This is a genomic window from Cellulomonas xiejunii (genome assembly GCF_024508315.1).
In the GTDB taxonomy this organism is placed as follows: Bacteria; Actinomycetota; Actinomycetes; order Actinomycetales; family Cellulomonadaceae; genus Cellulomonas; species Cellulomonas xiejunii.
In genome coordinates, this window is the sequence record NZ_CP101987.1 from 4,028,056 (window position 1) to 4,040,476 (window position 12,421).

At 74.2% G+C, this 12,421-nt stretch carries 16 protein-coding genes; 10 read left to right on the forward strand and 6 right to left on the reverse strand.

From position 1 onward, the window contains the following. Positions 1–108: 108 nt before the first annotated feature. Together NP048_RS18510 and NP048_RS18515 are read right to left on the reverse strand one after the other, a co-directional pair. A complete protein-coding gene (locus NP048_RS18510) occupies positions 109–606 on the reverse strand; it encodes a P-loop nucleotide/nucleoside kinase family protein (protein ID WP_227576789.1) in 498 nt (165 codons plus the stop codon). A gap of 56 nt (positions 607–662) precedes the next feature. After that, positions 663–1,640, reverse strand: a complete 978-nt coding sequence (locus NP048_RS18515) for a phosphatase PAP2 family protein (protein WP_227576790.1) — start codon at positions 1,638–1,640, stop codon at positions 663–665. Between the two features lie 97 nt (positions 1,641–1,737). Here NP048_RS18515 and NP048_RS18520 point away from each other — a divergent pair, with 97 nt between their 5' ends. From NP048_RS18520 to NP048_RS18530, 3 genes are all read left to right on the forward strand, one after another. After that, positions 1,738–2,274, forward strand: coding sequence for a putative immunity protein (locus tag NP048_RS18520; protein WP_227576791.1), 537 nt, complete (start codon positions 1,738–1,740; stop codon positions 2,272–2,274). A gap of 97 nt (positions 2,275–2,371) precedes the next feature. Further along, positions 2,372–3,400, forward strand: coding sequence for a hypothetical protein (locus NP048_RS18525; RefSeq protein WP_227576792.1), 1,029 nt, complete (start codon positions 2,372–2,374; stop codon positions 3,398–3,400). Between the two features lie 5 nt (positions 3,401–3,405). Beyond that, entirely contained in the window at positions 3,406–3,966 is a 561-nt protein-coding gene (locus tag NP048_RS18530) for a hypothetical protein (RefSeq protein WP_227576793.1), read from the forward strand. A 79-nt stretch (positions 3,967–4,045) separates the two neighbouring features. Here NP048_RS18530 and NP048_RS18535 read toward each other — a convergent pair whose 3' ends face one another. Both NP048_RS18535 and NP048_RS18540 read right to left on the reverse strand, forming a co-directional pair. Further along, the gene (locus tag NP048_RS18535; protein WP_256769373.1) at positions 4,046–4,513 is read right to left on the reverse strand and encodes an NUDIX hydrolase; all 468 of its coding nucleotides are present in this window, start codon (positions 4,511–4,513) and stop codon (positions 4,046–4,048) included. 29 nt (positions 4,514–4,542) lie between these two features. Continuing rightward, positions 4,543–4,707 carry a hypothetical protein gene (locus tag NP048_RS18540; RefSeq protein WP_227576795.1) on the reverse strand — a complete coding sequence of 55 codons (165 nt, stop codon included), beginning with the start codon at positions 4,705–4,707 and terminating at the stop codon, positions 4,543–4,545. 135 nt (positions 4,708–4,842) lie between these two features. Between NP048_RS18540 and NP048_RS18545 the strand changes: the two genes are divergently transcribed. Continuing rightward, positions 4,843–5,481 (forward strand): SRPBCC family protein, encoded by a 639-nt coding sequence (locus NP048_RS18545; protein ID WP_227576796.1) that lies wholly within the window; start codon positions 4,843–4,845, stop codon positions 5,479–5,481. Beyond that, positions 5,478–6,146 carry a DUF4166 domain-containing protein gene (locus tag NP048_RS18550; RefSeq protein ID WP_227576797.1) on the forward strand — a complete coding sequence of 223 codons (669 nt, stop codon included), beginning with the start codon at positions 5,478–5,480 and terminating at the stop codon, positions 6,144–6,146. Before NP048_RS18545 ends, NP048_RS18550 begins: the two co-directional genes overlap by 4 nt. A 31-nt stretch (positions 6,147–6,177) precedes the next feature. On the opposite strand, the gene NP048_RS18555 is transcribed toward NP048_RS18550, so the two are convergent. Further along, positions 6,178–6,810, reverse strand: coding sequence for a ribonuclease FAU-1 family protein (locus tag NP048_RS18555; RefSeq protein WP_227576798.1), 633 nt, complete (start codon positions 6,808–6,810; stop codon positions 6,178–6,180). 239 nt (positions 6,811–7,049) lie between these two features. Here NP048_RS18555 and NP048_RS18560 point away from each other — a divergent pair, with 239 nt between their 5' ends. The 3 genes from NP048_RS18560 (at position 7,050) to NP048_RS18570 (ending at position 10,591) form a co-directional block, all read left to right on the forward strand. After that, positions 7,050–8,099: a magnesium and cobalt transport protein CorA gene (locus NP048_RS18560; protein WP_227576799.1), complete on the forward strand. Its 1,050-nt coding sequence runs from the start codon at positions 7,050–7,052 to the stop codon at positions 8,097–8,099. A gap of 183 nt (positions 8,100–8,282) precedes the next feature. Beyond that, positions 8,283–10,052 (forward strand): alpha/beta hydrolase, encoded by a 1,770-nt coding sequence (locus NP048_RS18565; protein ID WP_227576800.1) that lies wholly within the window; start codon positions 8,283–8,285, stop codon positions 10,050–10,052. Between the two features lie 110 nt (positions 10,053–10,162). Further along, entirely contained in the window at positions 10,163–10,591 is a 429-nt protein-coding gene (locus tag NP048_RS18570) for an OsmC family protein (RefSeq protein WP_227576801.1), read from the forward strand. A gap of 16 nt (positions 10,592–10,607) precedes the next feature. On the opposite strand, the gene NP048_RS18575 is transcribed toward NP048_RS18570, so the two are convergent. Beyond that, positions 10,608–11,309, reverse strand: coding sequence for a ribonuclease FAU-1 family protein (locus tag NP048_RS18575; protein ID WP_227576802.1), 702 nt, complete (start codon positions 11,307–11,309; stop codon positions 10,608–10,610). A gap of 251 nt (positions 11,310–11,560) precedes the next feature. Between NP048_RS18575 and NP048_RS18580 the strand changes: the two genes are divergently transcribed. Both NP048_RS18580 and NP048_RS18585 read left to right on the forward strand, forming a co-directional pair. Then, positions 11,561–12,010, forward strand: coding sequence for a DUF1801 domain-containing protein (locus NP048_RS18580; protein ID WP_227576803.1), 450 nt, complete (start codon positions 11,561–11,563; stop codon positions 12,008–12,010). A gap of 67 nt (positions 12,011–12,077) precedes the next feature. Next, positions 12,078–12,407, forward strand: coding sequence for a hypothetical protein (locus NP048_RS18585; RefSeq protein ID WP_227576804.1), 330 nt, complete (start codon positions 12,078–12,080; stop codon positions 12,405–12,407). Positions 12,408–12,421 lie beyond the last annotated feature (14 nt).

Sequence of the window (12,421 nt, forward strand, 5' to 3'; positions counted from 1 at the left end):
GCGTTCCCCGGAGTCGACGGCGGCCGTCGGTCCACGTGACCGGCGGCCGTCGGCGCGCGCAGGGCGCTCCGCGGCGGCCGGCAGCCGCCGTCACCTTCGGGGCACGTCTCACGGTCGGGGCACGAGGGTACGCAGCGTCGAGGTGTCGACGTCGCGGACCGTGTCCACGACCGTCGTGGGCACCGGCCAGGGCTCGTACTGCTCACGCAGGTCCTCGACCTGCGACCAGTCCACGTGCGGGACCGCGTCGCCGCGCTGCTCCAACCGCGTGCGGTGCAGGGCGCGGTCCGAGCACACGACCTCGAGCACCACGAGGCCGACGCCGGCCCGGCGCGCCACGTCGATCCACGCCGCACGCGCCTCCGGGTGGATGTTGACGGCGTCGGCGATGACGACCGCGCCCAGACCGAGCTGCTCGGCGGCGAGCGCCTGCGACACGCCGTAGCCGGCGAGGCCGACCCTGGGGTCGTCGCCGAACCCCGCCGCCCGCAACCCACGCTCGACCGTGTCGGCGGCGAGCAGGGTCGCCCCCAGCTCGGACGCCAACCGCCGGGCGAGATGGGACTTGCCGGCACCGGGCAGGCCGCCCATGACCACGAGTGTCATCGTGCTCCTTCCGTCGCGGTGCCGGCGTCGAAGTCGGCGAAGCCGTAGGTGGAACCTCACGTCGCCGAGCGGGTCGGCGTCGAGCAGTCACCCGGTGGAGTCCTCCCCAGCGGTCGTCGCGTCACGTCGTCGGGTGGAGTCGCGACCTCGAGCCGGTGCCAGCTCCACCACAGGGCCAGCGTGGTGGCGACCGACCCCACGCCGGCGAGCAGCTGGAAGGCGAGGAACACGTTGTCCTCGGTGACGGGGTCCCGGTCGAGCAGGTCCCCGGTCGCCACCAGCAGGACGGCCGCCAACCCCACCCCCACGAGCAGGCTGAGAGCCAGCGGCACGACGACGAGCCAGATCCGCGCCCGGTGACCACCGGTCTCGACGCGGCGGACCAGCCCTCGCCGGTGCAACCACAGCGCCGCGAGCGACGCCACCACCAGGACGATGCCGGCCGACCCGAGGGTGTCGCTCAGCCGGTGCCACTTCGAGGTGATCGTGTACCCGGCGATCGCCACCGCCCAGCTCGCCACGAAGAACATCACCACCCCGCGGGACCGCCACGTCGCGAGCAGCAGCGCGGCCGCGAGCACGCCGAGGGCGATCGTGGTGTGCCCGCTGGGGAAGCTGTTCCCCGTGTAGGCCGCGGACGCCTCGACCAGGGCCGGACGCGGGAGCACCACCCGCTTGAGGACCTCGGTGACCAGCAGGCTGGCCACGACGGTCCCGAGGGCCGCGGTGGCGAGCGGGATCGAGCGGCGCAGCAGCCCGACGACCGCGATGACCGCGCAGGCGACAGCCAGTGAGGCCACCGTGATACTCGCCAGCGCCTCGTCGGAGTCCGTGCGCGCCTGCGCACCGACCTGGTCCGCACCGCGCAGCGCGGCGTTCTCCACCGCCTGGCCCGCCGGTGTCAGCACCAGCCCGACGTACGACGCGACGACCACCAGCGCCCCGACAGCGACGAGCAGCCACCACCGACGCTCGCGGGCGCGGGCGGCGGACGCGTGGTCGTGCTCTGCGGCTCGCGTGCTGCCCCCGGTCACAGGCCCACCCTGGCAGCCCTCGCTCGGCGCCGCAGCAGGTCAGGGGGTGCTCGGCACTCGGCTACCCCAGTGGCGGCCGCCGTCCTAGTCTCGGGACGTGGTCTCTCCCCAGGCACTGAGCGAGGCGGACCGGCGCACGGTCGCCGGGTGGGCGGCGGACTGCGCGGAGCGCGTGCTGCCGCTCTTCGAGGCGGAGGCACCGGACGACGACCGCCCGCGCGACGCGATCGCACGCGCCCGGGCGTTCAGTCGCGGTGAGCTGCGTGCCGCCGACGAGATCCGCCGGCGCTTCGTCGCCGGCCGCGCCGCGAACGCCGTCAGCTCGCCGGCGGCCGTCGCCGCGGCCAGGGCGGCGGCGCAGGCTTCGGGCGTGGCCCACATGGGTGCGCACGCCCTGGGGGCGGCGGCCTACGCCGCGAAGGCTGCCGGCCTCGCGCCCCCGGATCGCCCGGACGCGCTCGACGAGGAGGTCCGCGAACAGGTGCACCGCATGAGCGCGGACACCCGGGCGGCGCTACGGCGTCTTCCTCTGCTCGGTGAGGACGCGGCGGGACCGCTCGGGTCGGGGCTGCTGGCGTCCGGCGTCCTCGCGACCGTCATCCGCATGATCCAGGCGGACCTGGCCACGTCCTGACGTCGCGGACGTGGCGGGCCCGAGAACTCGGGCCGTCGGTGCGGAGTGCTGCACCCGGGTCGTGTACAGCCGTCGGCCGGCCTGCGAGCATGCAGTGGTGTCCATCGGGACGGGAGCCCTCGGGCCGTCGCGCACGCGGCTCCGCCTGCTCGCGCTGGTGCTCTTCCTCGTCGCGCCCGTCTGCGCGGAGTACCTGACGGCCTACGACCCGGAGGTGACGGGTCAGGCGGCCGCGCTCATCGGTGGACTGGTGATCATCGGACCGTTGTACGGCGCTCCCGCCGTCCTGATCCGGGAGCTCGCGGCACGCACCGGGATGCACTGGACAGGCATCCTCGCGATGGCCGGGGCGTTCGGCGTCGTGCAGGCGGGCGTGGTCGATCAGTCGCTGTTCGCGCAGCACTACCCCGGCTACGCGTGGTGGGGGGAGGTGACGGCGCGGACGCTGATCCCACCGTTCGGGGTCAGTGGTGCGTTCGCCCTGAACTTCCTGCTCGGGCACGTCATCTGGAGCATCAGCGCGCCGGTCGCGCTCGTCGAGGCGTTCGACCGTCGGCCCGGACGGCAGCCCTGGCTGGGCCGCGTCGGGCTGGTCGTCCTCGGAGTGCTGTGGGCGCTCGCGTCGGTGCTCGTCTGGTCCGACATCCGCGGCGCGGGCAGCGACCAGGCCTCGGCTGCACAGATCGCCGCCGCGCTCGCTCTCGCGGCCACGCTCGTGGCCGTCGCGTTCACGTTCGGTCGTCGCCGCCTGCCGGCTCCCACCGAGGGACGGGTGCCGCGGCCGGCAGCGGTGCTCGGCCTCGTCCTCGTCGCGGCTGCCGGCTACCAGGCCATCCCGTCGACGTGGCTCGGCGTGGCGCTCGGGGCCGCGATCGTGCTCGTCGCCGGACTCGTCGTGACGCGGTGGTCGCGGTCCGTTTCGTGGGGTCCACGGCATGCTGCGGCCGTCGCGGGGGCGGCGGTCGTCGCGCGGGCGCTGGTCGGGTTCCAGTCGGTCGCGTCGACCGACCCACAGCCGTCAGGGGGCTACGCCCAGAACACGGTCCTTCTGGTGACGGCGTTGGCGTTGGTCTTTGCGGCGATGAGGGCCGGGCGCCCCACGACGCAGGACCTGGGAGGAGAGTGAGCCCGATGGGTGCCGACGACGTGCTGCGCGCAGCCGACCCCGTACCGGCGGAGCGCCGGACCCCCCGGACCGACCGTCGTCCGCGGCTTGCACTGGCCGCCGGCGTCTTCGGCGTCGTGATCCTCGGGGTCGCGGTGGCGGCGGTCCTGCGGCCGGGACCGACGCCATCGGCGGCCGACGAACCGTTCTACGCCACGGCGTCGGAGCTCGAGGCGCGCGCCGACGTCCTCGTCCGCGGCACGGTCCTGACGGCGCAGGACACACGGGACGACGGGTACCCGCAGACCATCGGGACGGTCGAGGTCGCCGCCGTCGCCGCCGGTGACGTCACACCCGGTGATGAGATCACGGCCTCGTGGGTGACCCCGGGCACGACCGCGCTGTCCGGGGCCGGCCCGCAGGTCGGCGGCGAGTACGTCCTTCTCCTGGAGGACGTCGAGGGTGCGCTCGTGCTCGTCTCGCAGGGTCAGGGCTGGTACACCGTCAGCGACGGTCGGGCAGTCCCGGGCGAGGACAACCCGGTGACCTTGACGACCGGGACGCTGTCCCGGCTGGGTCTGGGCTGAGCGACGCCCGCGGGGCTCGTCCGGCTGCGCCCGGACGCGGCGACGTCCCGGCCGGCCGGCTGGGCACGCAGCCCGTCGCTCAGGCCCCTCGCCCGGACCGCACGTGCTCGACGGCGAGGCGCACGATCTCCGGCGTGGGAGCGTCCAGCGGGACCTCGTCGAGCGGCACCCACGCAGCGAAGTCGGTCGTCCCCCCGACCTCGGTCGTCCCGAGCTCGCCGCCGACCACCCGGGCGCCGAACAGCACACGCACCGACTTGACGGGACGTCGGCCGTCGCCGGCCGGTCGGGTGAACGAGTGGGTCGTCAACGGCGCGTCGAGCTCGACCTCGTAGCCCGTCTCCTCGCGCACCTCGCGCACCACCGCCTCCTCGACGGACTCGTGGAACTCGACGCCGCCGCCGGGCAGGGTCCAGCTCGGCGTGGACCCGTTGAACCAGGTGAGCAAGATGTGCTCGCCGTCGCTGACGACCGCGTAGGCCGCCAGGCGCGTGTCGTACTCGGTGAACTCCACGGTCTCCTCCGCCACGACGTCGTGCCGCCGCACCGTGCGGCTCGCGGAGACTACCGGCCGGGTCAGTCGCGTGGCAGCACGCCCAGGAGCGCCGAGGTGAGGGCGACCTCGAGCGCCTCGCGCAGGTCGAGGTGGAGCACGGCGAGCGACGGGTCGGCCCCGTAGGCGGCGAGGACGCTCGGCGGCGGCGGGACTTCGACGACACGGCGCCCGCCATGACCAGGCACGTGAGGCTGGACAGGCGGGCGTCGCACGGGGGTGACGTTCCCCCGGGTGTGAGGCTGTGGGCCGCAGCCGGCCGGGCTCGCCGTGCCTCGGGCGTCGGGATTGTCCCGCCGGGCGTGTCGGGACATAGTGGGAGCGTGACCACACCGATCTACGTCGAGACGCACATCCGCGCGAGTCTCGACCGGGTGTGGGACCTCACGCAGGACACGCAGCAGCACCCGCGGTGGGACGGGCGGTTCAGCCGGATCACCCCGGTCGAGGCACTCCCCACGGGTGGCTACCGCTTCCGCTACGAGCTGCGACTGCCACTGCACACGCTCGCGGGCACCGGCACCAGCCTGGGCGAGCGGCACCGCCCGGACGGCACGCGCACGTCCGCACTGCGGTTCACGACCCCGGACCGGCTCTCGCCGCTGGGCGACGGGCGCGGCTACTGGCGCTACGTCCCGACCGACGACGGCGTGACCTTCGTGACCGGGTACGACTACGAGCCCGGGTGGGGCAGGCTGCTCGACCGGCTCGTCGTGCGCCCGCTCGTCGGCTGGCTGACCGCCTGGAGCTTCGACCGTCTGCGCCTGTGGGCCGAGGACGGCGTCGAGCCCGAGCGGTGGCCGCTGCCGTCCGTCCTGGCGGTGTGGCGTCCGGACCGCCCGCGTGCGGGCCGCTGCCTGCGCGCACCCCGCCGGGGATCGACCGGCCGGGCCGTTCCTGCCTCAGGGCCGTCCGTCATGGACGACGCCCCGACGACGCTCGACCAGCTGGAGGCGCCGTGACATCCGTGTTCGCCCAGGCACTCGGTGCCGACTTCGCACGCCTGCACCCCATGCTGCAGAAGAGGTTCGGGGTCGGGCTCGACGCGGGGTACGCGTGCGTGGGCCGCGGCGTCATGCAGGAGATCCGGCGCGGGCCGTGGTGGACGCTGCCGTTCCTGCAGCTCGGGGCCGTGCGCAACATCCTGGTCCCCGACGTCGGGCACGACGTGCCGTTCACCATCTCCAACTTCCCGTACCGCGACCCCTTCGGCAGGGAGACCGTCACGTTCGTGCGGGAGTACCGCGTGCGCGACCGGACGCGGCGGTTCGACGCGACGATGGTCCTCCATGAGGGACGCGTCATCGACTACCTCGGGACGCACCAGCACCTCGCGGTGGACCTCGATCTGCGCGTCCTCGACGACGGGTCGCTGCACCTGACGACCCACGGCCAGCGCTTCTACGAGGGGCCCGTCGGGTTCCGCTTCCCGATGCTGCTCAGCGGCGAGGCCCGGCTTCACGAGTGGTTCGACGACGAGGAGCAGCAGTTCCACGTCGACCTCGAGGTCCGCAACCGGCTGCTCGGGTTCCTGTTCGGCTACCGCGGCACGTTCACCTGCGAGTTCCCTGACGCGGTCGACGCGCCCGGCGCCCTGCGGCCGGTGCGGCACGAGGTCCGCACCTGAGCACACGGCGCCGTCGATCGTCACCACCGCCTCAGCCCGCAGCACCCTCGGGCCGTTCGGGCGCACCGGGCGCCGTCCAGTCGCGCTCTCCCGGCTGCCAGGTACCCCAGGTGAGGTCCCACGGCGGGTCGCCGCGCTCGATGTCGGCGATCACCGCCTCGCCGGTGGCCCTGATGGCGGCAGCGTCCCTCGCCGTCAGGACCCCGTGCTCCACGGCCGAGGAGAGCTCGTCCTCGTCCTTCCACCGCCACCACGACAGGTCGGGGGCGACGAGGATGTCGAGCACGTGGTCGAGCGTCTCGAAGCCGTCGGCCGTGCGTCGCAACGGTTCCTGGAGGTTCACGTACCAGGCCGCCACCTCCCGCTCGTCGGGGGTCGAGATCCGCCACACCTCGAACGGCTGGCCGACGCGACCGATGCGCAGACGACCGGGCGGCTGCCACACCTTGTCGCGCAGGGTCCACCGCCTGCCCGCCATGATCCGCAGGTAGTCCGTGCGCTCGGACGGGTCGATGGGCTCCCGCGTCACGCTCCCGGCCGCCTGGTGCAGGACGAGCTGGTCGGGTTCGTCGACGACCACCGTCACCGGGCGCTCCGTCCACACCAGGTCATCGACCACCTCGCGGACCACGACGTCGTCGCCGGGTCGGAAGTGCTCGCTCATCAGCCAATCTCTCCTCGTCGGCGAGTCGGGGGCGTCACTGTACGTCGACGGGACCGTCGCCACCGGCACCGCGCGTCCCGGGTCGTCCGACGTGGATCTGCTGTCGATCGACCTGCCCGACGCGGCCCTCGCCAGGCGGCCTCTCTGGGCGCGCTACGCCGGCAGGTGCCTCGACGGCGCGACGTCCGCCCGCAGACCCTGCCCTGCAGGTACGGTCACGGCGACGAGAGGAGCCGCACGTGGACGTGGACGGTGGCGCAGACAACGCCGAAGGCGTGGTGGACGCGGACCGCGTCGTCGTCGACTGCGGGCTCTACGTCGACGGCCGGCGCGCACCGGGCCGCCTGCCGCTGGGGCGCGCCGGCGACGTGGCGCGCGAGAGCGGCGGCTTCGTCTGGCTGGGGCTCGAGGGGCCGACGGTCGCGGACGTCGCGGCGGTGGCGGGCGAGTTCGGGCTGCCGGCGCTCGCGGTCGAGGACGCGGTCAAGGCGCACCAGCGCCCGAAGCTCGAGGTGTACGGCGACGTGGTGTTCGTCGTGCTCAAACCCGTGCGCTACGTCGACCACGACGAGGTGGTGGACGTCGGGGAGATCGCGCTGTTCCTCGGTCAGCACTTCGTCGTCACCGTGCGGCACGGGCAGGGTGACGTGCTGCGGCGCGTGCGCGAGGAGCTGGACCGCGGCGAGGGCCCCGCGGCCGGATTCGGGCCCGCCGGCGTGCTCTACCGGGCGGCGGACCTCGTCGTCGACGGCTACGAGTCGGCGCTGGGCGAGATCGACGTGGACGTGGACGACATCGAGGCGCGCGTGTTCGGGCCGGGGCAGGTCAACCACGCCGAGCGCATCTACAAGCTCAAGCAGGAGGCGGCGGAGGTGCGCCGGGCGGTGCTGCCGCTCGGCCGCCCGCTGCAGCGGCTCGTCGACGGCGACGTCCCGCACGTGCCGCCGACGTCCGCCCCCTACTTCCGCGACGTGCAGGACCACCTGCTGCGGGCCGCGGACGCGGTGGAGGCGGTCGAGCGCCAGCTCGGCGACGTGCTGCAGGCCAACACCGCCCGCGTGACGGTGGCGCAGAGCGAGGTCGCGCTGCGCCAGAACGGCGACATGCGCAAGATCTCCGCGTGGGCGGCCATCGCCCTGGTGCCCACGGCGATCGCCGGTGTGTACGGCATGAACTTCGAGTTCATCCCCGAGCTGCGGTGGCGGTACGGGTACTTCCTCGTGCTGGGGGTCATCGCGGCGGTGTGCGTCGGGCTCCACCGGTTGTTCCGCCGCAACGGCTGGCTCTGAGTGGATCTGGGTGACGTCCTCGACGTCGACACGGGGTCCTCGTCCCACTCGGCGTGTGCTCCTTCGGCGCGGGAGGACCCGACGACGCGCTGCTGGCGGGCCGTCCGGGCCGGTGCGATGCTCGGGTGACGGCGTGCGCGGCCCCGTCCGGGGCGTGACGTCACCGCCCCGGGGGAGGCGCGCATGACGCAGCGTCCGGGCGAGGTCACGCCCCTGTCCGGGTCCACCCGCACGGCGTCGGGGGTCTCCCCCACGGGCGACCGGCACCAGGCCGGCACGGACCCGCGGCGGCGCCGACGACGACGTCCCCGGCCGCCGCACCCGGCGGGGCTCGCGATGGGGACGCTGTTCGCGGTGGTCGCGATGACGCCCTCCCTGCTGCCGCGCGACTGGCTCTACCAGGGGCTCGTGTCAGGGATCTCCGGGGCGCTGGGGTACGGGGTCGGCGTCGCACTCGCCCGGGTCCTGCGGTTCGTGCCCGCGTGGCGCCGGCTGGTCTCCGCGGCACGCGGGCGCGTGCCACCGGCGCTCGCGCCGCACCTGCTGCCGGTCCTCGGCCTCCTCGCGGCCGTGGCCGTGGTCGTCATGCTCGTGGTCGGCGCCCGGTGGCAGAGAGCGATGACGGCGGCCATCGGGATGCCGCCGCCCTCGACCCTCGACTGGTTGCGGGCCGGGCCGCTGCTCGTGCTGATCGCCGCCGCGTTCGTCCTGGCCGCGCGCGGGGTGTGGTGGGTGAGCCGCCACCTCGACGCGCTCCTGGAGCAGCGGCTGCGGTGGCCGCACGCGGTGGCGTCCGTGGTGGCGACGGTGCTCGTGCTCGGCGGGGTCGTGCTGGTCAACGACGTCCTGCTGCAACGCGCGCTCGGGGCGGCGGACGCCGCGTTCGCCGCACGCAACGACCGTGACCACCCGGGCGTGGAGCGTCCGTCGGCGGCCGAGCGGTCCGGTGCGCCGGGGTCGCTCGTGGCCTGGGCGTCCCTCGGTCGTGAGGGGCGCCGGTTCGTCGCCGGGGGCCCGAGCACGGACGACCTGCGGACCGCCGCTCCGGACGCCGCACCGACGACGCCCGTCCGCGTGTACGTCGGCATCGAGAACGCCGACACGCCCCGCGAGCGCGCCGACCTCGCGGTCGAGGAGCTCGAGCGCACCGGGGCGTTCGAGCGGCAGGTCCTGCTGCTGGTGACGACGACCGGGAGCGGGTGGGTCAACGAGGCCGCGGTCGAGCCGCTCGAGCTGATGTACGCCGGTGACACCGCGGCGGTCGCCACCCAGTACTCGTACCTGCCGAGCTGGTTGTCCTTCCTCTTCGACCGCGCCCGGGTCAGCGAGGAGTCGCAGGCCCTGGCCACGGCCGTCGAGGCGCACCTCGCCCGACTGCCCGCGGACGAGCGCCCGCTGCTGCTCGCCTACGGTGAGAGCCTCGGCTCGTACGGCAGCGAGACGGCGTTCCCCTCCTTGGCGGACATCCGCGCCCGCACCGACGGGGTGCTGTGGGTCGGGCCGCCGGACGCGAACGCCGTCTGGCACGCCCTGGTCGAGCGACGGGACCCCGGGACACCTGCCGTGGCGCCCGTCTACGCGAGCGGCCTGCTCGTCCGCTTCGCCGGCGACGCCGCGCAGATCACCACGCCGACGACGCCGTGGGACCAGCCGCGGGCCCTGTACCTGCAGCACGCCGACGACCCGGTGGTGTGGTGGAGTCCCGACGTGGTCCTGTCCGCACCCGACCGGCTGCGCGAGCAGCCCGCCGACACCGACCGCCCGGCGATGCGGTGGTTCCCCGTCGTGACGTTCTGGCAGCTGACGTTCGACCTGCTCAACGCGAAGTCGGTGCCCGACGGGTACGGGCACAACTACGACGGGCTGGTCCTCGACGGGTGGGTGGGCGTGGTGCCGCCCGACGGATGGACGGCCGCGGACACGGCGCGGGTGCGCGCGGTGCTTGCGGAGTAAGAGGGCCGGAGTCCTCCACGAGCACGCCTGCGACGGTCCTGGACGGGCGGCGCCGCACGCACGAGACTCGACGGACCGGACGCGTCCACTGAGGCAGGAGGGTCGTCGACGTGGAGTACACCGCTTCGATCCGCAGCACCCCCGGCACCCACGAGGTCACCGTCGCGGCCGGTGGGCACGACCGGGCGCTCGACCTGCCCGCGCGCAGCGGCGCGCCGGGCTCGGCCGTCAGCGGCGGCGAGCTGCTGTTCCTGGCCCTCGCGACGTGCGCCACCAACGACCTCTACCGCGAGGCCGCCGCCCGGTCGCTGCCCGTGATCGCGGTCCACGTCGAGGTGGCGGGGTGGTTCGACGCCCCCGGTGCGCGTGCGCGGGACGTGTCGTACCGCGTCTCGGTCGTCTCACCGGCCCCCGAGGAGGAGGTGCGCGAGCTCGTCGCCCACGTCGACGCGATCGCCGAGGTGCACGGCACGCTGCGTGCCGGCACGACCGTCAGCCTCGACGAGGTGCGGGTCAGCAGGCCGCCGGAACCGTCCTGACTCCCTCTCTCGTCGCTCAGGCCTCGCGGGGCAGCCGGTCCCAGCCGGCCGGCAGGGGAGCCGCCGTCCATCGCGCGTCGGGCAGCCACGCGTCCCAGTCGGCGTCGAACGGCCAGCCCGCGTCCCGCGCGTGCTGCAGCAGCCGAGCGCCGACCGCACGCACGTGCTCGGCCCGCTCGTCGGTGACGTAGCCCTGGTCGACCATCCACGCGAGCTCGTCCTCGTCCTTGAGGCCCACCGTCCACGGGCCGCCGCGGGGGTCACCTGCGGCGACCACGTCCAGAGCCCAGTCCTGCGTGTCGAAGCCGAGGGTGGACCGGCGCCACGGTGACTCGAGGTTGCCGTACCAGCGGTCCGTCCAGCGCTCGCCGTCGTACCACCGCCACACGGACCACCGGTCGCCGCGCCGGTGCACGCGCACCACCGTGTGCCCCTGCCAGACGCGCTCGGCGTACGTGCCGTCCCACACCGCCGGCAGGACGATCCGGCTGTTCGGACCGGCCCCTGTCCCCGCGCGCATGCGCATCCCCGAGCCGGGCCGGGTCGCCACGACCATCACCTCGTCGTCGTCGAGCACGACCGTGCCGGCGACGGCGAAGCCGACGGCGACCCCGTGCGGACGGCCCATGTCCCGCACACCGCGCAGCACGACGGTTGCGCCGCGCTCGAACGGCGGCGGCTCGGGTGCGGGCGGGAGCGGGACCTCGTCGTGGACCACCGGCCCACGGTATCAACGGCGGGCGGCGGCCCGAGCACACGGTCAGCCCCTCCGTGACGTCCTCCGGGATGCCGAGGCGCACGCGCGCGCCTCGGCACGGTGCGGCGGGAAGGCCGACGCCGAGGGTCTCGTCGTCCGTGGGCAGACTTCCACCCCACCACGCGATCCGGTCAGCAATCGAGAAGTGCCCGCACCCGGTCGTCCCTACCGTGGAGACACCAGGAACCGGACCAGGACGGGAGCGGGACGACATGACGACCACCGACGGCACCGCCGAGGGCTTCACCGAGCAGGAGCGCGCCGCCATCAAGGAGCGGGCGGCCGAGCTGAGGACGGAGAAGACCCGCGGGCGCGGCAACAAGAAGGCCGCCGACGAGCTCGACGTCCTCGCCAAGATCCAGAAGATGAGCGACGCGGACCGCCCCGTCGCCGAGCGCATCCACGCGATCGTCACGACGACGGCCCCCGACCTGGCACCCAAGCTCTGGTACGGGCAGCCGGCCTACGCGCGCAACGGCAAGGTCGTGTGCTTCTTCCGCAGCGGCGACGTCGACAAGGAGCGGTACTCGACGTTCGGGTTCACCACCGAGGCGGACCTCGACGACGACACCGGCGTCTGGCCGACGTCGTTCGCGGTCAGCAGGCTCACGCCCGAGGCCGAGGCCACGCTCACGGCACTGGTGGCGCGGGTCGCCGTCTGACCGGACCCGCCTGACACCCAGCGTCGCGTCATCGACCGGCGACACCTCCTCCTGCACAGTGAATCGGGTGAACCGGGCGCTCGCCGTTCTCACCGTGGTCGCCTACCTGACGCTGCCGCTCGGGTCCGCGAGCTCCGCGGAGCTCGCGCCCACGCTGCTGGTGGGTCTCGCGTACTGCGCGCTCGCGATCGTGGGATTCCGCTTCGTCGAGGGGCGTCCTGTCGGGTGGGCGGCCGGGTACGTCGGCGTGCAGCTGGTGCTCGGCTTCGCGGTCTTCTCCCTGTCGGGTGCCGCGGTGGGCGCCGTGCTGCTCCTGGTGGTCCTGGTCGCGCAGTCGGTGCTGCTGCTGCCGCTGCCGGCGGCGATCGGCGCGTCGTCCACGCGTCGCGCCCGGTAGACGCCACCCCGGCC

What these genes read in the sequence shown, in the direction of transcription:
- NP048_RS18555 (WP_227576798.1), bottom strand. Translation starts at nt 6,810, where the DNA reads ATGAGCGAGCACTTCCGACCCGGCGACGACGTCGTGGTCCGCGAGGTG.
- NP048_RS18580 (WP_227576803.1), top strand. Translation starts at nt 11,561, where the DNA reads ATGACGACCACCGACGGCACCGCCGAGGGCTTCACCGAGCAGGAGCGC.
- NP048_RS18530 (WP_227576793.1), top strand. Translation starts at nt 3,406, where the DNA reads ATGGGTGCCGACGACGTGCTGCGCGCAGCCGACCCCGTACCGGCGGAG.
- NP048_RS18510 (WP_227576789.1), bottom strand. Translation starts at nt 606, where the DNA reads ATGACACTCGTGGTCATGGGCGGCCTGCCCGGTGCCGGCAAGTCCCAT.
- NP048_RS18565 (WP_227576800.1), top strand. Translation starts at nt 8,283, where the DNA reads ATGACGCAGCGTCCGGGCGAGGTCACGCCCCTGTCCGGGTCCACCCGC.